At 70.5% G+C, this 20,143-nt stretch carries 19 protein-coding genes; 8 read left to right on the top strand and 11 right to left on the bottom strand.

From position 1 onward, the window contains the following. Positions 1-50: 50 nt before the first annotated feature. Entirely contained in the window at positions 51-440 is a 390-nt protein-coding gene (locus OG611_RS24485; RefSeq protein WP_266423881.1) for a hypothetical protein, read from the bottom strand. Positions 441-700: 260 nt separating this feature from the next. On the opposite strand from OG611_RS24485, the gene OG611_RS24480 reads away from it, so the two are divergent. Both OG611_RS24480 and OG611_RS24475 read left to right on the top strand, forming a co-directional pair. After that, positions 701-1,033 (top strand): DUF6479 family protein, encoded by a 333-nt coding sequence (locus OG611_RS24480; RefSeq protein WP_266423879.1) that lies wholly within the window; start codon positions 701-703, stop codon positions 1,031-1,033. A gap of 136 nt (positions 1,034-1,169) precedes the next feature. Then, positions 1,170-1,997, top strand: coding sequence for a VOC family protein (locus tag OG611_RS24475; protein ID WP_266423876.1), 828 nt, complete (start codon positions 1,170-1,172; stop codon positions 1,995-1,997). A 24-nt stretch (positions 1,998-2,021) separates the two neighbouring features. Here OG611_RS24475 and OG611_RS24470 read toward each other — a convergent pair whose 3' ends face one another. Next, positions 2,022-2,537 carry a DUF6328 family protein gene (locus tag OG611_RS24470; protein WP_266423873.1) on the bottom strand — a complete coding sequence of 172 codons (516 nt, stop codon included), beginning with the start codon at positions 2,535-2,537 and terminating at the stop codon, positions 2,022-2,024. A 211-nt stretch (positions 2,538-2,748) separates the two neighbouring features. Between OG611_RS24470 and OG611_RS24465 the strand changes: the two genes are divergently transcribed. Beyond that, a complete protein-coding gene (locus tag OG611_RS24465) occupies positions 2,749-3,138 on the top strand; it encodes a VOC family protein (RefSeq protein ID WP_266423869.1) in 390 nt (129 codons plus the stop codon). A 70-nt stretch (positions 3,139-3,208) separates the two neighbouring features. Here the strand turns inward: OG611_RS24465 and OG611_RS24460 are convergent, their stop codons facing one another. The 4 genes from OG611_RS24460 to OG611_RS24445 all read right to left on the bottom strand — a co-directional run bounded on the left by OG611_RS24460 (position 3,209) and on the right by OG611_RS24445 (position 6,203). After that, complete coding sequence (locus OG611_RS24460) at positions 3,209-3,700, bottom strand: GNAT family N-acetyltransferase (RefSeq protein ID WP_266423867.1); 492 nt, start codon at positions 3,698-3,700, stop codon at positions 3,209-3,211. A 55-nt stretch (positions 3,701-3,755) separates the two neighbouring features. Further along, positions 3,756-4,160: a DUF1992 domain-containing protein gene (locus tag OG611_RS24455; protein ID WP_266423865.1), complete on the bottom strand. Its 405-nt coding sequence runs from the start codon at positions 4,158-4,160 to the stop codon at positions 3,756-3,758. A 136-nt stretch (positions 4,161-4,296) separates the two neighbouring features. Further along, positions 4,297-5,238, bottom strand: coding sequence for a hypothetical protein (locus OG611_RS24450; protein ID WP_266423863.1), 942 nt, complete (start codon positions 5,236-5,238; stop codon positions 4,297-4,299). 167 nt (positions 5,239-5,405) lie between these two features. After that, complete coding sequence (locus OG611_RS24445) at positions 5,406-6,203, bottom strand: tyrosine-protein phosphatase (protein WP_266423860.1); 798 nt, start codon at positions 6,201-6,203, stop codon at positions 5,406-5,408. A 449-nt stretch (positions 6,204-6,652) separates the two neighbouring features. Here OG611_RS24445 and mutA point away from each other — a divergent pair, with 449 nt between their 5' ends. From mutA to meaB, 3 genes are read left to right on the top strand one after another with little or no spacing between them, the layout of a single operon-like run. Continuing rightward, positions 6,653-8,515: a methylmalonyl-CoA mutase small subunit gene (gene mutA, locus OG611_RS24440; RefSeq protein WP_266423858.1), complete on the top strand. Its 1,863-nt coding sequence runs from the start codon at positions 6,653-6,655 to the stop codon at positions 8,513-8,515. Then, on the top strand, positions 8,515-10,716 hold the full coding sequence (scpA, locus tag OG611_RS24435; protein ID WP_266423856.1) for a methylmalonyl-CoA mutase: 2,202 nt from the start codon (positions 8,515-8,517) through the stop codon (positions 10,714-10,716). Before mutA ends, scpA begins: the two co-directional genes overlap by 1 nt. A 12-nt stretch (positions 10,717-10,728) precedes the next feature. Beyond that, positions 10,729-11,718 carry a methylmalonyl Co-A mutase-associated GTPase MeaB gene (gene meaB, locus OG611_RS24430; RefSeq protein ID WP_266423853.1) on the top strand — a complete coding sequence of 330 codons (990 nt, stop codon included), beginning with the start codon at positions 10,729-10,731 and terminating at the stop codon, positions 11,716-11,718. A gap of 54 nt (positions 11,719-11,772) precedes the next feature. Here meaB and OG611_RS24425 read toward each other — a convergent pair whose 3' ends face one another. Further along, positions 11,773-12,654 (bottom strand): GNAT family N-acetyltransferase, encoded by an 882-nt coding sequence (locus tag OG611_RS24425; protein ID WP_266423850.1) that lies wholly within the window; start codon positions 12,652-12,654, stop codon positions 11,773-11,775. A 376-nt stretch (positions 12,655-13,030) separates the two neighbouring features. Here OG611_RS24425 and rho point away from each other — a divergent pair, with 376 nt between their 5' ends. Beyond that, entirely contained in the window at positions 13,031-14,188 is a 1,158-nt protein-coding gene (gene rho, locus OG611_RS24420) for a transcription termination factor Rho (RefSeq protein ID WP_266423848.1), read from the top strand. A gap of 85 nt (positions 14,189-14,273) precedes the next feature. Further along, entirely contained in the window at positions 14,274-15,272 is a 999-nt protein-coding gene (locus tag OG611_RS24415) for an aldo/keto reductase family protein (protein ID WP_266423846.1), read from the top strand. Between the two features lie 55 nt (positions 15,273-15,327). Here OG611_RS24415 and OG611_RS24410 read toward each other — a convergent pair whose 3' ends face one another. From OG611_RS24410 to OG611_RS24395, 4 genes are all read right to left on the bottom strand, one after another. Then, positions 15,328-16,689, bottom strand: coding sequence for an NAD(P)/FAD-dependent oxidoreductase (locus OG611_RS24410; protein WP_266423843.1), 1,362 nt, complete (start codon positions 16,687-16,689; stop codon positions 15,328-15,330). Positions 16,690-16,820: 131 nt separating this feature from the next. Then, positions 16,821-17,162: a hypothetical protein gene (locus tag OG611_RS24405; RefSeq protein WP_266423840.1), complete on the bottom strand. Its 342-nt coding sequence runs from the start codon at positions 17,160-17,162 to the stop codon at positions 16,821-16,823. A 29-nt stretch (positions 17,163-17,191) separates the two neighbouring features. Continuing rightward, entirely contained in the window at positions 17,192-18,922 is a 1,731-nt protein-coding gene (gene ctaD / locus OG611_RS24400; protein WP_266423838.1) for a cytochrome c oxidase subunit I, read from the bottom strand. 456 nt (positions 18,923-19,378) lie between these two features. After that, complete coding sequence (locus OG611_RS24395; protein ID WP_266423835.1) at positions 19,379-19,975, bottom strand: SDR family oxidoreductase; 597 nt, start codon at positions 19,973-19,975, stop codon at positions 19,379-19,381. Between the last annotated feature and the right edge of the window lie 168 nt (positions 19,976-20,143).

The following is a 20,143-nucleotide window of genomic DNA, read 5'->3' as shown; positions in this document are numbered from 1 at the left end:
CATTGCCCCGCCGGCCGGGCCGTGGCCCTCCGGACTGTCGGCCCATCGGTCTACCGGCTCGCCAGACGCAGCCGCACCTCTTCCTCCTGGTCACCGGAGACGGTCCCGACGACCTTTACGTCGAAGGCGTGCGCCAAACTCTGGCGGAGCCGCTCCACCGCCCAGTAGCCGCCCTGCACATCGACGCTCACGGGCGCGCCGAGCGCGACCGGCCCCGAGACCACCCTCGCCTCGGTGACATCGACGGTCACCACCCAAGCGGTGGGGCGCTTCCCCGCAAGATTCTGCGGTACGTCGACCGAGGCCCGGTCGGTGGTGAACGCGGCGCGCAGCACGTCGAAGACCATCCGCGCGTCGGCCTTCTCGCACCCGCTGATGACGACCGAGACCTCCTGGACGTACCCGCTCTCCTCCGTCTGCTTCTCCTTGATGGTGTTCACCGCGGTTCCTTCCGCTCGGTGTTCCGCCGCGCGCCCCCACGCCCGGGGCCGATGGCCCCGACGGCGGGCGTCGTGCCCCTGAGGCGATTCGAAGCTGTCTCCAGGCTCACCCCGTGACAGGGCGACGGCGACACGAGACCGCCGGCGCACGAGCCGATCGCGACCCCTCGACGCGAAACACCTTTTAGTTCATATCAACTTAAAACATGAATTCATGTGAATTATCGACTGATGTCTCTGCCTCGGGGTATCCGGCAAGCATGGACGTTTCGAGCGCAGACCTGAGTTCGCTGGCCCTCGTCCTTGCCGACGGCCGGGGCGCGACCGGGTCGGTGATGGGCATTGTCGGAGTGGTGCTGGTGGCCGTGCTGATCGGCGCGGTCTGGCTGGGGAAGCGGCGCCGGGCCGAGGAGCTGCCACCGCCCAGACCCGACGAGCAGCCACCACGGCCGGACCACCGCAGCCACATCGAGGAACGCGACGTGCACGGCGACGACCACTTCCCGCCCGACGGCCGTGGCCTTTCGCCCTACGAGCTCGGCGACCACGGGAGCGAGACCATCCGTCGCGAGACCGACGAGCAGCGCGACTGACCCTCGGACCTCTCCGGCAGCGGTCCTCGGGGAAGGGCGTGGCGTGTTGCGGGGGCAGCCGCCCCCGGTGAGGCTGGTGAGGGCCCGACGGCCACGGGCGGACCCAGCCCTCGGAACCGATGAAGGCAGTAGGACCATGACCGGAAGCCACCCGGGGAGGGCGCTGACACCGGCGCCGCTGACCGGATCCACAGCGCCGTGCTGGGTCAACCTCATGACCCGCGATCTGGAATCGGCGCAGGAGTTCTACACCGCCGTGCTGGGGTGGACCTTCCGTCCGGGCAAGCTGGGGCAGGAGTTCTCGGTCGCACGCCGGGGCGACGTACCGGTCGCGGGCATCGGCGCGGTGGCGACCGCCTACCGGGTGGCCGTGGCCTGGACACCCTATTTCGCCGTCGCCGACGCCGACGCGGCCGCCTCACGCATCCGTGAGCGCAGCGGCACGGTCGCCGTGGGGCCGATGGCGCTCGGCAAGGGGCGCGGGGCGCTGGCGGCGGACCGGGACGGTGCGGTGTTCGGCATCTGGGAGCGGACCGAGCCCGCGGCCTCGCCGCGCGCGCCGGACGACCGTTCGCACGCCTGGCTGCGTCTGCACACCAGGAACGCCTTCGACGCCGCGATCTTCTACGGAGAGGTGCTCGACTGGGCGAGCGGGCGCCCGGGGTGCTGCGAGGTGTCGTACGAGAAGGACGAGGTCATCGTCGACTGCGACGGGCGCCGGCTCGCCCGGATCAGCTCCGGCGCGGTGGAGGCGGCGCCCGATCCGCTGGTCCGCCCGCACTGGCAGGTGCACTTCCCCGTCACCGACGTGGCGGCCACGGTCGCTGCGGCGAGGGAGTACGGCGGCAGCCTGGTCGAGCAGCGGCCGCTGGCGCGGGGCAGCGAGGCGACCCTGCTGGACCCGGACGGCGGCCTCTTCACGGTCACGGATGTCCGGGGGCTCGCGGCGGGCGATCCCGGCTGACTGTTCCGTTCCCCCGCGCCGCGGTCATTTCTCGTGGCCGGACGAGGAGCGGGCCAGCGCCCAGGCCGGGAAGACGAACCAGCAGATCAGGAACCACAGCGCCATGCCGCCGACCAGCCACAGGGCGACGGAGTTGTGCAGGGCCACCCGCAGGATGAGCAGCAGGGCGGAGCACATGGTGCAGAACAGCAGGACGAGCCCGAGCACGGTCATGCGTGAGGCCCAGGTGACCGTCTGCGGTTTGAGCCGCCGTCCGGTCAGCAGCCGGTGGTACGAGACGGGCCCGATCAGGGTGGCGGCGGTGGCCGATCCCAGCAGCACGGTGACCACGTAGATGGTGCGGTCGGTGTCCGAGAGCTCGGTGAAGCGGGGCTGGAAGACGACGGCGAGCAGGAAGCCGAACAGGATCTGGACGCCGGTCTGGGCCACGCGCAGTTCCTGGAGCAGATCGGTCCACCGCCGGTCCGCTCGTTCCTCGGACGTCTCGTGGCGGCCGTCGTCGCTGCCCTGACTGTCGGGAAGACGTGCTGTCGAGGTCACCGGGAGCCTCCGTCCGAATACCCGGAGTACTTCGCGTTCCCCCCTCCCCTACCGTAGCCGGTCACCGGGGCCGGGGTGATGGCCGGATCGATCACCGGCTCTCGACGACCAGTTCGACCTCACCTAGGATCTTAGGTACGGCATCGCGCGTCGGTCACCGGCCGGGTGAGGCGTGGAGGTGCCCGGAGATGCCTGTTGGAGGCATTCCACAGTGTCAGTCCAGTTGAATCACACCATCGTTCACGCCCGGGACAACCGGGAGTCCGCCGAGTTCCTCGCGGACATACTGGGGCTGGAAGTCGGCGCGGAATGGGGCCCGTTCGTCGCGGTCGAAACCGCGAACGGAGTCACCTTGGACTTCGCGACCATTCCCGAGGCCTCGATCGTCATGCAGCACTACGCCTTCCTCGTCTCGGAAGCGGAGTTCGACAGGGCGTACACCCGGATCAAGGAGCTCGGGCTCACGTACTACGCGGATCCGCACCAGAAGCATCCGGGCGAGATCAACCACAACGACGGCGGCCGAGGTGTGTACTTCCTCGATCCCGCCGGTCATGCCATGGAGATCATCACGCGCCCGTACGGCGGCTTCCCCTCGTAGCACGGCGACCCGGTAAGAGGGTTCGGCCGGGGCTCGTGCACGGGTCCCGGCCGAACCGCTCCGTGCGGGTTCAGGCGATCGGCAGCAACAGTTCGGGCCGGTCCCACATCACCGCGGGCGGGTTGGCCGCCAGGGTGCCGGTCCGCCGGGCACCCACACTCCGGTAGAAACCCTCGGCAGGCGGGTGCGATACGACGCGGACGCCGGTGAGGCCGGCGCGCCCCGCCTCGCCGCGCAGATGCGCGACGAGGAGCCGCCCGATGCCGAGGCCCTGCGCATCGTCGGCGACGAACATCAGGTCGAGCTCCGGCGGCGCGAGAACGAGCGAGTAGAAGCCGAGCAGCCGCTCGGTGCCGGGCTCCGCGGCCGCGAAGACCCGATGGGTCTCGATGTAGTCGGGACCCACCCGGTATCCGGCGACCATGGCGGCGTACTGCCCCTCGTAGGCGCGGGACGTCCTGACCAGCCGGGTGAGCCGCTTCGCGTCCCGGGCGGTCGCCCGCCTGATGCGCACGGTCTCCCGTCGCGCCCCGCCGTCCCGGCGCGTAATGCTCGATGTCATGGATGGAGTATTACGTATCCGGCGGCCGGGCACCGACCCACGGCCCCGTCGAGGGCTACGAGGGATCGCGCGTCGTGCGCCACTCGTCGACCACGGCGTCGATGTCGAACGGCTTGAGGTTCAGCGGCGGCCCCGGCGGCGGTCGCCTGATGGCCGCCCGGATCTTCTCGTTGACCTCTGCCAGCATGCGCCGCACCTCGACCTCCGTCCGCGCCCCGGACACGGCTTCGGCCACGTCCTCCGCCTGTTTGCGCAGGGCCAGCGCCGGCGGGAGCACCGACACCCCCTCGCGCTGCATCTTCTGCTTGATCCACCAGTTCTCGTCGTAGGGAGCCTCAAGACTTTCGAGCGGCTTGCCGAATCCCGGCAACTGCGAGAAGTCGCCGCGCTGCTCGGACTCCCGGATCTGCTTGTCGACCCATGATTCGAAGCTGACGCCCGCAGGCTTGCGCTCGGTCAACGTACGCCCCTCTCGGAGGATTCGAAATCCGGTCCTTTCACGATACCCAGGAGCCGAGGGGGAACCCGGCGCACCCCGACCCTCACGCCTCAACGCGCCTCGGCACAGGGCCATTTCGGAAACCGGGTCGTCCGCGTCAGTGCGCGTGCGCGGCGGGCGCCCCGGTGCCGCTCCCCCGGTGTCCGTCGCCGTCGTCGCCCGGCTCCGCCACCCGGACGGTGAACGCCGCCGTGCGCACCTTGCCCTCGTGCTTGAAGTCGAGGAAGAGCCGGTACGTTCCCGCGCTGGGCGCCGTCGCGGTGAAGGACACCGCCGGACCAGGACCTCCCTCGTTCGGGTGGACATGCAGATAGGCCAGGTCGCCCGAGCGCAGGGCGACCAGATGCCCGTACGCGCCGAGGTAGGGCTGGAGATCGGTGACGGGACGGCCGTTCCTGCTGATGGCGAGCTCGAGTTCACCGGCCCGGCCGGCGCGGAGTTCGCCGCCGAGTGCGACTCGGTAGCCGTCGACCTCGGCGGTGGCGCTCGGGGCCGGGAGAGGGGCGGGGCGGTAGGAACCGGAGACGGCCAGATCCGCTCCCAGCGTGAGGTTCTCGGCACCCGCGGCCGCCGGGGTGAAGTCGGCGAAAACCCGGTAGCCACCGGCTTCGGGGAGGTCGACCGGGGTCGACCAGGTGCCGTCGGCCGCACGGACGGGGTGCAGATGCCGGTACTGGGTGAGGTCGGCGGAGGCGAGGATGAAGTGCAACTCCTTGCCGTGCTCACGCCGATAGGCGGTGACCTTGCGCCCGCTGTCGTCCTTGACGGCGAACCGGATCCCGGTCCGGACCCCGGCCCGGACCATCGGTGCCTCCAGGGCCAGCGTGTAGCCGCCGTCGGAGATCTGCAGTCCGCCGGCCGCATGGTCCGCCGCCACCTTCGCCCCACCCTCCTCTCCCCCGCCGTGGCCGCCGTGCTGCCCAGCGGGGCGGTCCTCGGCGGCCACCAGCGGGTCGACGCCCCTGCCCACTACGTACGCGGTCCCGAAGGTCGCGGCGAGCGCGGCGGCGAAGGCGGTGATCCTCAGTGCGTTGTTCATGACGGCTTCCTCCATCGGGTCGACCGGGAGGCAGCGCTTCCCGATGCACCACAACATACCCCCTGGGGGTATCAAGTCAACCCTGGATCGCACCATCGCTTCCCGGGTGCGCGGGAGGAGGTGTGGCCACTTCCGTCAGGAGGGCCGGCCGGGTCACGGCCCGCGGCTCAGGCCGGCACCACCAGTCCGCCGCGCAGCCGCTCCAGCGCCGCTCCAGGAATGCGCAGGCCGTCGCGCACATACCCGTCGAGCCCACCCCACCTCTCGTCCATGGCGTCGAGTGCCGTGTCGAGATAGCGGGGGCGGACCTCGGTGATGGCGGACGCGATCTCCGGGTCGCCGCCCGCGTCGAGGAAGTCCTGCACATAGGGCGCGAAGGCGACCCGCACCACCGGGTTCACCGCGAGGAACTCGGCGCGCACGGCATCGCGTGACGCGCCGATCATCATCAGGAGGAGGGCGGTGGCCCAGCCGGTACGGTCCTTGCCGGCCGTGCAGTGGAAGAGCACCGGCCGGGCGCGGTCGTCGGCGACCGTCTCGACAAAGGCCCGGTAGGCGGCGGACGCGCCCGGCGAGAGCACCATCTGCCGGTAGGTGTCCGCGAACAGCCCTTCCGCCTTCCCGCCCCCCAGCATCCGCTCCGCCTCGACGGGGTCGGCGAGCAGCGCGCGCAATCGGGCGGGCGCCACACCCGGATTGTCCCCGAGCACATCGGCGACGAACAGTCGCGCCCCGGGAGGCAGCCGGTCGGGTGCGGCGGCACGCTCGTCGGCGGTCCGCAGATCGACGACGGTGCGGATGCCGAGCGCGGCCACCTGCGAATCCTGCGCCGCGTCGAGCCCGCTGAGCTGTCCGGACCGCAGCACGACACCCGCCCGGACGCGGTGGTCCGGGCCCAGGGCGATGCCGCCCAGGTCACGCAGGTTGAGGACGGTGGATGACGGGACGGCCCTGGCTGTCTGCACGATGAACTTCCCCTTTTCCCGACGCGTATCCGAATTAATTCGGCCTGGCCGGATCAAACGTCGCACGCAGCCGGGAAATCGACAAAGTAAAACGCCGGACGGAATCGATCGGGGGCACGTCCGGAGATAAAGGAAATGTGAAATCGAAACCGCACTCACCCAGGTCAGGGCGCATCACACCAATAGCGGCGTGTTCTCCGAAACTCCGCCCGAAGGGCAACGCCGGTCGATGCGCGGAACGGTACGCCGACCCTCGAATTCCTGGCGCCGCGATTCCCTTCGGGACACGGGCGGGCCGGATCTCGGAATCTTCGCCGTCGGAGGAATCACCCGAGCGCCGGGCCCGGTCGTCTACGCGACGCTGGGTGAAGGATCAAGTGCGCTCGGAGAGGGCAAGGTCACAAGCGGAACCCATGCTGCCCTCCAGCGCCCTGACCTAGCATCTGGGCATGACGGTCCTGCCTGCCGACGGGCTTTCGTTGGCCGCCGAATTCCCCGCTCCCGCCCATGAGCACTGGCAACGCCTCGTCGAAGGCGTGCTGCGCAAGTCGGGCAAGGACGCCGCGGGTTCGGCCGCCGAGGAAGCACTGTCCACCACAGTGGAGGACGGGCTCATCACCCGCCCCCTCTACACCCCGCGCGACAGCGCGCCCGATGCCGGATATCCGGGCTTCGCCCCCTTCACCCGCGGCAGCAAGGCCGAGGGCAACGCGGCGGGCGGCTGGGACGTACGGCAGCGGCACACGCTCCCTGATCCCGCGCGCCTCAACGAGGCGGTGCTCGCCGATCTGGAGAACGGTGTCACCTCGCTGTGGCTGACCGTGGGCGGCACCGCGGGTGTTCCGGTGTCGGCGCTGGCGGGGGCCCTGGACGGTGTCTACCTCGATCTGGCCCCCGTGGTGCTCGATGCCGGCGGCGAGACCGACGCCGCGGCGACGGAGTTGCTGCGGATCCGCGCGGAGCGGGGCGTCGACGCGCGGAGTGTGCGCGGCAACCTGGGCGCCGACCCGTTCGGGCAGGCCGCCCGCAGCGGCGCCGAACCCGATCTGTCGGCCGCGGTCCACTGGGCACAGCGGTGCGCACAGGAGTTTCCCGGACTGCGGGCGCTGACCGTCGACGCGCTGCCGTACCACGAGGCCGGCGGCTCGGCGGCCGAGGAGCTGGGTGCTTCGCTGGCGACCGGTGTCGCCTGTCTGCGGGCGCTGACGGACGCCGGGCTGTCGGTCGAGGACGCCTGCGGGCAGCTGGAGTTCCGGTTCGCGGCGACCGCCGACCAGTTCCTGACCATCGCCAAGCTGCGGGCCGCGCGACGGCTGTGGTCCCGGGTGGCCGAGGTGTGCGGGGCGGCCGGAGCCGGTGCTCAGCGCCAGCACGCGGTGACGTCGTCGGTGATGATGACGCGGCGCGACCCCTGGGTGAACATGCTGCGCACGACGCTGGCGTGTCTGGGTGCGGGTGTCGGCGGCGCCGACTCCGTCACCGTGCTGCCCTTCGATCACGCCCTGGGCCTGCCGGACGCGTTCGCCCGGCGCATCGCCCGTAACACGTCGACGATCCTGCTGGAGGAGTCGCACCTGGCCCGGGTGATCGACCCGGCGGGCGGCTCCTGGTACGTGGAGCGCCTCACCGCCGAACTCGCGGACGCCGCATGGTCGTTCTTCCAGGAGATCGAACGGTCCGGTGGCCAGGCCGCCGCCCTTCGCTCCGGGATGATCGGCGAGCGGCTCGCGGCCACCTGGGCGGCGCGCAGCAAGGACCTGGCGCGCCGCAAGGAGCCGATCACCGGGGTCAGCGAGTTCCCGCAGCTGGCGGAACGCCCGGTGGAGCGCGAGCCGGCCCCCGCCGTACCGGCCGAGGCATCGGGCGGTCTGCCCAGGGTCCGCCGTGACGAGGCGTTCGAGGCGCTGCGCGCCCGGTCGGACGCCCACCTCGCGGCGACCGGGCAGCGGCCCAAGGTGTTCCTCGCCGCGCTCGGCCCCGCCGCGGCGCACACCGCGCGGGCGTCGTTCGCCGCCAACCTCTTCCAGGCCGGCGGCATCGAACCGGTCCACGACCCGGTCTCGGTCGACGCGACCACGGCCGCCGACGCGTTCAAGGCCAGCGGGGCCACCGTGGCCTGCCTCTGCTCCAGCGACGCGCTCTACACCGAGCAGGCCGCGGCGGTAGCCGAGGCGCTGGGTTCGGCGGGTGCGCTGCGGGTGTTCCTCGCCGGCCGCCCCGGCGACTACACCGGCGTCGACGAGTACGTCTTCGCGGGCTCCGATGTGGTGGCCGTGCTCTCCTCCCTCCTCGACCGTATGGATGTGGCGTAATGCGTATCCCTGACTTCTCCGGCATCGAGCTCGGTCCGGGCGCCGCCGCCGAGGTGTCCGAGGAGCGGTGGCGCACCTCGGTGAAGGAGTCCTCCGGCAGTTCCGACGGCGACCTGCTGTGGGAGACCCCGGAAGGCATCGCGGTCAAGCCGCTGTACACCGGACACGACCTCGAAGGGCTCGACTTCCTCGGTACGTATCCGGGCATCGCCCCGTATCTGCGGGGCCCGTACCCGACGATGTACGTCAACCAGCCCTGGACGATCCGGCAGTACGCCGGGTTCTCCACCGCCGAGGAGTCCAACGCCTTCTACCGCCGCAACCTCGCGGCCGGGCAGAAGGGCCTGTCCGTCGCCTTCGACCTGCCGACCCACCGCGGCTACGACAGCGACCACCCGCGGGTGACCGGCGATGTCGGCATGGCGGGCGTGGCGATCGACTCGATCTACGACATGCGGCAGCTCTTCGACGGCATCCCGCTGGACCGGATGTCGGTGTCGATGACGATGAACGGCGCGGTGCTCCCCGTACTGGCGCTGTACATCGTGGCCGCGGAGGAGCAGGGCGTCGGGCCCGAGAAGCTGGCCGGGACCATTCAGAACGACATTCTGAAGGAGTTCATGGTCCGCAACACCTACATCTATCCGCCGAAGCCCTCGATGCGAATCATCTCCGACATCTTCGCGTACACCTCGCAGAAGATGCCGCGCTACAACTCGATCTCCATCTCCGGCTATCACATCCAGGAGGCGGGTGCGACGGCCGATCTGGAGCTGGCGTACACCCTCGCGGACGGGGTGGAATATCTGCGGGCCGGACGGGACGCCGGTCTCGACGTGGACGCGTTCGCGCCCCGGCTGTCGTTCTTCTGGGCGATCGGCATGAACTTCTTCATGGAGGTCGCGAAGCTGCGGGCGGCCCGGCTGCTCTGGGCCAAACTGGTCAAGGAGTTCGAGCCGAAGAACGCCAAGTCGCTGTCGCTGCGCACCCATTCGCAGACGTCGGGGTGGTCGCTGACCGCGCAGGACGTGTTCAACAACGTCACCCGGACCTGTGTGGAGGCGATGGCCGCCACCCAGGGGCACACCCAGTCGCTGCACACCAACGCGCTCGACGAGGCGCTCGCCCTGCCGACGGACTTCTCCGCCCGGATCGCCCGGAACACCCAGCTGCTGCTCCAGCAGGAGTCGGGCACCGGCCGGGTGATCGACCCGTGGGGCGGCAGCGCGTACGTGGAGAAGCTGACGTACGACCTGGCGCGCCGGGCCTGGCAGCACATCGAGGAGGTCGAGGCGGCGGGCGGCATGGCACAGGCCATCGACGCGGGCATCCCCAAGCTCCGGGTGGAGGAGGCCGCCGCCCGCACCCAGGCGCGGATCGACTCCGGGCGCCAGCCGGTGATCGGGGTGAACAAGTACCGGGTGGAGACCGATGAGCAGATCGATGTGCTCAAGGTCGACAACTCGTCGGTGCGCACCCAGCAGATCGAGAAGCTGCGCCGGCTGCGCGAGGAGCGCGACGAGTCGGCCTGCCGGGCCGCGCTGGACGCGCTCACGGCCGCGGCCGAGCGGGATCCCGGTCCCGGCCTCGAAGGCAATCTGCTGGCCCTCGCCGTGGACGCGGCACGCGCGATGGCGACCGTGGGCGAGATCTCGGACGCACTGGAGAAGGTGTACGGAAGGCATGCGGGCCAGATCCGTACGATCTCCGGTGTGTATCGCAACGAGGCAGGTGAATCCCCTTCCGTGGACCGGACCCGGGCGTTGGTGGACAGGTTCGAGGAGGCCGAGGGGCGCCGTCCGCGCATCCTGGTCGCCAAGATGGGACAGGACGGCCACGACCGCGGCCAGAAGGTGATCTCGACGGCCTTCGCCGACCTGGGCTTCGACGTCGATGTCGGCCCGCTGTTCCAGACGCCGGCCGAGGTGGCACGGCAGGCGGTCGAGGCGGACGTGCACATCGTGGGCGTCTCCTCGCTGGCCGCCGGGCACCTCACGCTGGTGCCTGCGCTCCGCGAGGAGCTGGCGGCCGAGGGGCGCGAGGACATCATGATCGTGGTGGGCGGGGTGATTCCGCCGCAGGACGTCGAGGCGCTGCACGAGGCGGGCGCGACGGCCGTGTTCCCGCCCGGCACGGTCATTCCGGATGCCGCGTACGACCTGGTGACGCGGCTCGGTGCCGCGCTCGGTCACGAGCTGTGAGCCGCTGACCCGATGGCTCCGAAGATCGATATCGACAGCTATGTGAAGGGGGTGCTCGACGGGAAGCGGGCGCAGATCGCGCGCGCCATCACTCTCGTCGAGTCCACCCGCCCCGATCACCGGGCGCTGGCCCAGCAGTTGCTGCGCGAGCTGCTGCCGCACGCCGGTGCTGCGCGGCGGATCGGCATCAGCGGCGTGCCGGGGGTCGGGAAATCCACCTTCATCGACGCCCTCGGCACGATGCTCACCGGGCTCGGGCACCGGGTCGCGGTACTGGCCGTCGATCCGTCCTCCAGCCGTACCGGCGGCTCCATCCTGGGCGACAAGACCAGGATGGAGCGGCTCGCGGTGGACCCGGCGGCGTTCGTACGCCCGTCCCCGACCGCCGGGACGCTCGGTGGGGTGGCCAAGGCGACCCGGGAGTCCATCGTGGTGATGGAGGCCGCGGGGTACGACGTGGTGCTGGTGGAGACGGTGGGCGTCGGACAGTCGGAGACGGCGGTGGCCAACATGGTCGACACGTTTCTGCTGCTGACGTTGGCCCGGACCGGCGATCAGCTCCAGGGGATCAAGAAGGGTGTGCTGGAGCTGGCGGACGCGATCACGGTCAACAAGGCGGACGGCCCGCACGAGCGCGACGCCCGCGCGGCCGCCCGTGAACTGGCGGGTGCCCTGCGGCTGATGCACCCGGTGGACGCGGCGTGGACCCCGCCGGTCCTCACGTGCAGCGCCCGTGAGTCGGCCGGTCTCGACACGCTGTGGGAGCGGCTGGAGCAGCACCGTGCGCTGCTGGAGTCGACCGGCCGGCTCGCCGCGAAGCGTCGTGACCAGCAGGTCGACTGGACGTGGACGATGGTGCGGGACGAGCTGCTGGAGAGTCTGCGCGGTCATCCGGAGGTGCGCGCGCTCGCTCCGGGGCTGGAACAGCGGGTGCGGGAAGGTGAGTTGACGGCCACGCTGGCGGCCGAGCGGATCCTGGCCGCGTTCCGGGGCACGGTCTGATCCGGAAGAAGGCCGGTGGTCGGGGCCTCACCCCGACCGCCGGACGGCACGCTCCTACAGATCGAGCCGGTACTGGACCGACTTGTGTGTCGGCTCGTAGCCGAGCGCGTCGTTGATGCTCCGCATGTGCGTATTGCTGTCGGCGGTGTCCGTCAGCAGCCCTTCCAGGCCCGGGTGGCTTTCGCGGGCCTGGAGGATGGACCGCGTCTTCATCCACCGGCCGAGGCCACGTCCCCGGTGCTCGGGAAGGACTCCGGTGCCGTAGTGCTGACCGTCGCCCGTCCCGTCGCCCGGGACGACGAGTTCCGTGAAGCCCACGATCGTGGCGTCGGACTCGTCGACCGCCGCGACCGTGTGGAGCAGGTCGCCGCGAGCGGCGACGGCCGCCGCCGCGGACCGGAGCCGGTCCACGTCCCAGACGACCATGCCGAAGTCGGTGTCGTCCATGGGCATGTCGTCCATGGCCCGGCGGGACGCGGCGAACGTCGGCGCGAGGTCGTCCGGGACGGTGCCGTCCCAGGAGATGAGGCGGTAGCCCGGATGCGGCTGCCCGACGGTCCGGCGCAGGGCCTCGGTGTCGGCCTTCGCCAGCGGAAGCCGGACGTACGTCAGGGTCAGCACCTTGCGCAGCCCCTTGGCCCGCAGGAAACGATCCCCCGGGGTCCCGGCCCCGACCTGCGCGATGACGCTGCGCCGGCCCTCCTCGCGGGCGACGGCGACCGCCGTGTCGAACAGCCGCGAGCCGATGCCCTTGCGGCGCTCCGCCGGGTGGACGTGGAGCTCCAGTTCCGCGAGGTGGTCCTGGCCCTCGCGGGTGAAGACGCGCAGGAACGCCGATCCGACGGGGCTGCCCTCGGGGTCGGAGGCGAGCCAGACCAGACGGCGGCTGCCACTGGCCCGATCGGGGTCGGACAGTGCGGTGATGCGTAGTGACAAGATGACTCCTCCGCGCCCGGGGCGCCGGTCGGGGTGGGTGAGCGGGCGGGTGGCCCGGAGAACCACATCACTCCGCGAACGCCGCGACAACCGGATTTCGAGACCTTCGGCCCGGCCCCGGTTCCCCAGGGCCGTGGTACGGTGCCTTTGGTACTTGTGTCGGCCTCGCTTCGAGGCGCCGGTGCCGAGTCACCTCTCCGAAGCTGCCGCGCCCGTCCTTTTCCGACCGGCGATCCAGCTTTCGCACATCACATCATCCAGTTCGGACCGGATTCTTCTCCGTCCGGGCTTTCCCGCCCGTCGTGCGGGGCGTGATCGCTTCCGCCCGCGCCGTCCGGCCCCTTCATTCGCCATGTCCGCGAAAGGACCGACCACCATGACCAGCACTCTCGAACACCCGCTGCTCCGACAGGAGTTGACCACCGACACCACGAAAGCGACCAGGACCGCCGGCGTCCTCGACATCACACACCAGGGGAACGGCGCGCTGCGCGTCCAGGACAGCCGCCCCTCCCCCGGCGACGTGGTGGTCCCGGCCGCCCTGATCCGCCGCCACGGCCTGCGCCGGGGCGATGCCGTCGAGGGGCTGTGCGACCGCCCCCGTACTCTCTCCACCGTGGAGCGGGTCAACGGCCGTTCCCCGCAGGCGCTTCGCGGCCGGCCGCACTTCCGCGACCTCACCCCGCTCCACCCCGGGCACCGGCTGCGGCTGGAGACACCGTCCGGCGGTGCCGCGATGCGTATCGTCGACCTGATCGCACCGATCGGCAAGGGGCAGCGCGGGCTCGTCGTCGCGCCGCCCAGGACCGGAAAGACGGTGCTGCTCCAGCAGGTCGCCGCTGCCGTCGCCGCCAACCACCCCGAGTGTCACCTGATGGTGGTGCTGGTCGACGAACGCCCCGAAGAGGTCACCGACATGCGCCGGTCCGTACGGGGCGAGGTGCTCGCCTCGACGTTCGACCGCCCTGCGAAGGAGCACATCGCACTCGCCCAACTCGCGGTCGAACGTGCCAAGCGACTGGTCGAGCAGGGCCAGGACGTCGTCATCCTGCTCGACTCCCTCACCCGTCTGTGCCGCGCCCACAACAACGCCTCCGCCACGGGCGGACGCACTCTCAGCGGTGGCGTCGACGCGGCCGCCCTGCTCGGCCCCAAGCAGCTCTTCGGCGCCGCCCGACTCGCCGAGGAGGGCGGCTCCCTCACCATCCTGGCCACGGCGCTGGTGGAGACCGGCTCCCGCGCCGACGACTACTTCTTCGAAGAGCTGAAGAGCACCGGCAACATGGAGCTGCGGCTCGACCGCCAACTCGCGGACAGGCGCATCCACCCGGCCGTGAACATCCCGGCGTCCGGCACCCGGCGCGAGGAACTCCTCGTGCCGGATGGCGAGTTGCGCGTGGTACGGGGGCTTCGGCGCGCGCTGCACGCCAGGGACCCGCAGACCGCGCTGGAGACACTTCTGGACCGGATCCGCCGCACCCCGGACAACGCGGCCTTCCTCCGTGCCGTCCACCGCACCGTCCCGGACGCCTGAGCCTGTCCGCGCGGCGTCGGCCCGGCGCAATAGCATGGCCGGGCCATGCATGATCCGCGCTCACGAGCACAGGGAGAGCAGCCACATGGAGTTCCGCCGACTCGGCCGCAGCGGTCTGACCATCAGTGAGATCGCCTACGGAAACTGGCTCACCCACGGCTCCCAGGTGGAGGAGGACGCGGCGGTCGCCTGCATCCGCGCCGCCCTGGACGCCGGAATCACCACCTTCGACACCGCGGACGTCTACGCCGAGACCCGGGCCGAGGCCGTCCTGGGCCGGGCGCTCAGGAACGAACGTCGTGAGGGTCTGGAGGTGTTCACCAAGGTCTACTTCCCGACCGGTCCCGGACACAACGACCGGGGGCTCGGCCGCAAGCACATCATGGAGTCCATCGACAATTCGCTGCGCCGCCTGCAGACGGATTACGTGGACCTGTACCAGGCCCACCGCTACGATCACTCGACACCGCTGGAAGAGACCATGGAGGCGTTCGCCGACGTCGTCCGCTCCGGCAAGGCCCTCTACGTCGGCGTTTCGGAATGGACGGCCGACCAGCTGCGCGCCGCCCATGGACTGGCCCGCGAGCTGCGGGTGCCGCTGATCTCCAACCAGCCGCAGTACTCGGCCCTGTGGCGGGTCATCGAAAGTGATGTGGTGCCCGCCTCCGAGGAGCTGGGCATCGGCCAGATCGTCTGGTCCCCGATCGCCCAGGGCGCGCTCACGGGCAAGTACAAGCCCGGTGCGCCGCTCCCGGCCGGTTCGCGGGCGACGGACGACAAGGGCGGCGCGAACATGGTCGCGGGCTGGCTGCGCGACGACGTGCTGGAGCGCGTCCAGCGCTTGCGGCCGCTCGCCGACGGCGCCGGTCTCAGTCTGGCCCAGCTCGCGGTCGCGTGGGTGCTGCAGAACTCGAACGTCTCCGCCGCGATCATCGGCGCCTCCCGGCCCGAGCAGGTGACGGAGAACGTCCGGGCGGCCGGTGTGACACTCGACGCGGAGCTGCTGAAGGGGATCGACGACATCCTGGACCCGGTGGTCGAGCGGAATCCCGCGCTGACGGCCGGGCACGCGGGCAACAGCTGATCCGATCGGCCTCCGCCCCGGCCCCGGCGCGAGCGGAGGCCGGGGCGGTGCGCGATCAGGTGCCGGTGTGCAGCGCGGCGGTGTACTCGCGGACCTGCGCCGGTGTGAGGTAGGAGGCGGTGTACTCGAAGTCGCGCAGTTTCGCCGGCTGACGGGACAGGAAGCCGGTGCGTACGAAGTCGTCGCCCGCGACCGCGTTGAGTACCCAGTTGGTCATGACCCGCGCCTTGGCGACATTGGTGCGCAGCGCCGACCAGTGGTACCCGCGGGCGACGGCCTGCGCGGGGATTCCGTGCATCTCGACGCCGAGCGGCTTGGAGACCGCGTCCTTGCCGCCGAGGTCCACGACGAGACCGAGGTCCCTGTGGACGTACGGCTTCAGCGGCTGGTGCCGCAGTGTCGCGATGAGGTTGTCGGCGAGCCTGCGGCCCTGGCGCGTGGCGTGCTGTGCGGTGGGCGGGCAGACTGCTCCGTCGCCCTTGCTCAGGTCCGGCACGGCCGCGCAGTCACCGAGAGCGAAGACGCCGTCGAAGCCCGGCAGCCTCATCTCGGGGGTGACGGCCAGCCGTCCGCGTACCGTCTCCGCGTCGAGCGTGTTGACCAGCGGGCTCGCGGTGACGCCCGCCGTCCAGATCAGGGTTCGGCAGGGCAGCACCCGGCCGTCGGTGAAGGTCACCTTCTCCGGGGCGGCCTCGGCGATCGAGACGCCGAGCGACACCTCGATGCCACGGGCGCGCAGCACCTCAAGGGCGCTGCGGCCCAGCTTGTCCCCCAGTTCGGGCATCAGCTTCGGGGCGATGTCGATGAGATGCCACTTGATCAGCTTCGGGTCGAGCCTCGGGTAGTGCCTCACCGCGCTGCTGGTGAGGCGCTGCAGACAGGCTGCCGTCTCGGTGCCCGCGTATCCACCGCCGACCACCACGAACTGCAGGCGCGAGGCCCGTTCGTTCTCGTCGTGGCTGGCGTCCGCGAGGTCGAGCTGGGCGATCACGTGGTCCCGTACGTAGGCGGCCTCGGCCAGTGTCTTCATGCCCCGTGCGTTGTCCAGCAGGCCGGGGATGTCGAAGGTACGGGTGATGCTCCCGGCACTGAGCACGATGTAGTCGTAGGGCTCGTAGACGATCTCGTCGGTGATCTTGCGGATGACGCAGATCTTCGCCTTGGGGTCCACGCCGATGGCCCCGCCCGGAATGATCCGGGTGCGGTGCTTGCGGCTGCGGCGCAGCGAGACGGCGACCGACTGCGGAGTGAGCACGCCCGCCGCCACCTGTGGCAGCAGGGGGAGGTAGAGCTGGTACGAGAACGGGGCGACGAGCGCGATCTCCGCCTCGCCCGGGATGAGCCCGCGCTCCAGACGGCGTACGCATTCCACTCCGGCGAATCCGGCTCCGACAACGAGGATCCTGGGTCGTGCCACAGTGTTCGTCCCTTCTCGGGCCTGTACCGGTCATCCGTTCGCCTGCCCCGTCGCACGCGCCCGTCGTCCCATCTTCACGAGCCTCGGGCGAGTTCGCCTGCTGGGGGCGGCGGAAGGACGACGCCACCCGGTCAGCGGGTCAGCAGGGTCAGTGCGGTGCAGGTGCCGCCGACCGCGCCGACGAGCACGACGCCGGTGGCCACGCAGCGCGCCCTGAGCACGCGGTAGCGCGCCTCGTACTCGCCGTGCAGCGCGGTGGCGCGGGCGGAGATGCGGCGGAGCGTCGCCCGTGATGCGGCGAGACGGTCGGCGGTGTAGACCCGTTCCACGTCCTCGCGCTGTGCTGTGGTGAGCCAGGGCAGCTCGTCGGTGAAGCGGCCCGCCATGCGGCGGGCCTCCTCGATCTCGGCGCTCCACAACAGGTAGCCCTGCAGCTGTGCCAGACCGCGGGCGCTGTCCTTGTCGGGGTCCACTCGCTCTTCCTCTCCCCGGGCTGTCGTGGTCACGCCCGCTCGTCCCCCTGGGACCGGGGGAACTCCATCTCCGGACGGTTGAGGGCTTCGTCGAGCGCGCGGACCGTGGGATGGTGCAGGTCGAAGGCCGGGGATTCGGAACGGATCCGCGGCAGGGTGTGGAAGTTGTGCCGCGGCGGCGGGCAGGAGGTCGCCCACTCCAGCGAGCGGCCGTAGCCCCACGGGTCGTCGACCCCGACGTTCTTGCCGTACTTGGCGGTCTTCCACACGTTGTAGAGGAACGGCAGCATCGACAGGCCGAGCAGGAACGAGGAGATCGTCGAGATCGTGTTCAGCGCGGTGAAACCGTCGACGGCGAGGTAGTCCGCGTAGCGGCGCGGCATTCCCTCGGCACCGAGCCAGTGCTGCACCAGGAACGTGCCGTGGAAGCCCACGAACAGCGTCCAGAACGTGATCTTGCCGAGCCGCTCGTCCAGCATCTTGCCGGTGAACTTCGGCCACCAGAAGTGGAATCCGGAGAACATCGCGAAGACCACGGTGCCGAAGACGACGTAGTGGAAGTGCGCGACGACGAAGTACGAGTCCGACACGTGGAAGTCCATCGGGGGCGACGCGAGGATGACACCGGTCAGGCCGCCGAAGAGGAAGGTCACCAGGAAGCCGATCGACCAGAGCATCGGTGTCTCGAAGGACAGCGATCCCTTCCACATCGTGCCGATCCAGTTGAAGAACTTCACGCCGGTCGGTACCGCGATGAGGAAGGTCATGAACGAGAAGAACGGCAGCAGCACACCGCCCGTGACGTACATGTGGTGCGCCCACACGGTCGCGGAGAGGCCCGCGATGGCGATCGTCGCGCTGATCAGGCCGATGTAGCCGAAGATCGGTTTCCGGCTGAAGACCGGGATGACCTCGCTGACGATGCCGAAGAACGGCAGGGCGATGATGTACACCTCCGGGTGGCCGAAGAACCAGAAGAGGTGCTGCCAGAGCAGTGCGCCTCCGTTGGCCGGGTCGAAGACGTGCGCGCCGAACTTGCGGTCCGCCTCCAGTACCAGGAGGGCCGCCGCGAGGACCGGGAAGGCCAGCAGGACCAGCACAGCGGTCAGCAGGACGTTCCAGACGAAGATCGGCATGCGGAACATCGTCATGCCGGGAGCGCGCATGCAGATGATCGTGGTGATGAAGTTGACCGAACCGAGGATCGTGCCGAAGCCGGAGAAGGCCAGACCCATGATCCACATGTCGCTGCCGATGCCCGGCGAGCGGACCGCGTCGGTCAGCGGGGAGTAGGCGAACCAGCCGAAGTCCGCCGCGCCGTTCGGGGTGAGGAAGCCGGCGACCACGACGATCGAGCCGAAGAGGTACAGCCAGTACGCGAACATGTTCAGCCGCGGGAACGCCACGTCGGGCGCGCCGATCTGCAGCGGCATGATCCAGTTGGTGAATCCGGCGAACAGCGGCGTCGCGAACATCAGCAGCATGATCGTGCCGTGGATCGTGAACGCCTGGTTGAACTGCTCGGGCGAGACGATCTGGATCCCCGGACGCGCCAGCTCGGCGCGCATGACCAGGGCCAGCACACCACCGACGATGAAGAAGGCGAACGAGGTGACGAGGTAGAGCGTGCCGATCGTCTTGTGGTCGGTGGTGGTCAGCCACTTGATGACGACGTTTCCCGGTTCCTTGGCACGGACCGGAAGCTCGTTCGCGTACGCCTCCTCTTCGTCGGCTGCCCCTGTTGTGCCCGTCGTCGTCACTGGGACGCTCCTTCGGTTGTCGTTCGCGGGTGGACCGAGCACCCGGCAGGGGCGCCGTTTCCACCGGGACGGCCGACAGACCGGTCCCGCGCGCGTCACGCCAGATTCCAGGTGCAGCAAATCAGCCGCGGGGCCGCTATGCGTGGCCCGCCGCCCGCCGCCGCGTGACATTCACCCGTCAGGGCGCCCATGCGCAGGGGCGTGTCGATTGCGGGTGCGGGCCGGGGCCGTGGCGGTCCACGGCAGCGCGACGGACACCGTGACGGTCGTGCGCGCGGAACACGGAACGCGGGCCTTCGGTCCGGTCAACCGGCGGCGGAGGCAGGTCGTTTCATGCCGACGGTCCACCGTGGACCGGGGAGCTGACGGCCGAACTCCTTTACGGTCCGGTGCCGTTGGCCATCGATCCGGTGAACGCCCGGACCCGGGACCGGCGACGGGCTCCCCCGGCGGTGCTCAGGCCAGTCCGCCGGTCGCGCGGATGTTCTGCCCCGTGATCCATCGGCCGTCGTGGCCGGCGAGGAAGGCGACCGCATCGGCCACGTCCGCGGGTTCCCCCAGTCGGCGCAGCGGGATCATGCCGGTGACTGCCTCCAGTGCCTGCGGCTGGTTGGTGCCGCGCAGCAGTTCGGTGTCGGTGGCGCCGGGCGAGACGGTGTTGACCGTGATCCCGCGGGCCCCGAGTTCATGGGCGGCGACGACGGTGAGCTGCTCGACCGCGCCCTTGCTCGCCACGTAGGCGGAGATGCCGGGGCCCGGCCGCACGGTGTTGGCCGTGGAGATGTTCACGATGCGGCCGCCGTCGCGCATCCGCAGCGCCGCGTGGCGGATCGTCGTGAAGACCGCTCTGGTGTTGACCGCCACGAGATCCAGTCGGACGGCCCGGACCCTGCCGCCGTTGCCCCGCACCGTACGGACGACCTCGGCCGCGGCGTCGTCGCTGGTCGCGTAGTTGAAGACCACGTGTGCCCCGTCGCGGCACAGGCGCTCGACGATCGCGCGGCCGATACCCCGTGATCCACCGGTGACCACGGCGTTCCTGCCTGTCAGCACGGCCCCTCCTCCTCCACAGCACGGTTGGTCCGCGCGTCCGAACCTATCGCCGGAACGGCTCCCTGCGGCTCTGGCTGCGCGGAAAGTCTCCAAGTCGGCGGCCTGGCCGCGGTGCCGGTCCGGGACGTGGAACCGCCCCGGCCGGGCATGGTGCCGACCGGGGCGGGA

Origin of the sequence: Streptomyces sp. NBC_01363 (assembly GCF_026340595.1) — a bacterium.
In the GTDB taxonomy this organism is placed as follows: Bacteria; Actinomycetota; Actinomycetes; order Streptomycetales; family Streptomycetaceae; genus Streptomyces.
The sequence above is the reverse complement of the archived record's forward strand: the minus strand, read 5'-3'. Positions and strand labels throughout refer to the sequence as shown.

Bases quoted from the DNA above. Each gene is read 5' to 3' on its own strand.
- OG611_RS24480 (WP_266423879.1), top strand. From the start codon at position 701: ATGGACGTTTCGAGCGCAGACCTGAGTTCGCTGGCCCTCGTCCTTGCC.
- OG611_RS24475 (WP_266423876.1), top strand. From the start codon at position 1,170: ATGACCGGAAGCCACCCGGGGAGGGCGCTGACACCGGCGCCGCTGACC.
- OG611_RS24460 (WP_266423867.1), bottom strand. From the start codon at position 3,700: ATGACATCGAGCATTACGCGCCGGGACGGCGGGGCGCGACGGGAGACC.
- OG611_RS24450 (WP_266423863.1), bottom strand. From the start codon at position 5,238: ATGAACAACGCACTGAGGATCACCGCCTTCGCCGCCGCGCTCGCCGCG.
- mutA (WP_266423858.1), top strand. From the start codon at position 6,653: ATGACGGTCCTGCCTGCCGACGGGCTTTCGTTGGCCGCCGAATTCCCC.
- scpA (WP_266423856.1), top strand. From the start codon at position 8,515: ATGCGTATCCCTGACTTCTCCGGCATCGAGCTCGGTCCGGGCGCCGCC.
- meaB (WP_266423853.1), top strand. From the start codon at position 10,729: ATGGCTCCGAAGATCGATATCGACAGCTATGTGAAGGGGGTGCTCGAC.
- rho (WP_266423848.1), top strand. From the start codon at position 13,031: ATGACCAGCACTCTCGAACACCCGCTGCTCCGACAGGAGTTGACCACC.
- OG611_RS24415 (WP_266423846.1), top strand. From the start codon at position 14,274: ATGGAGTTCCGCCGACTCGGCCGCAGCGGTCTGACCATCAGTGAGATC.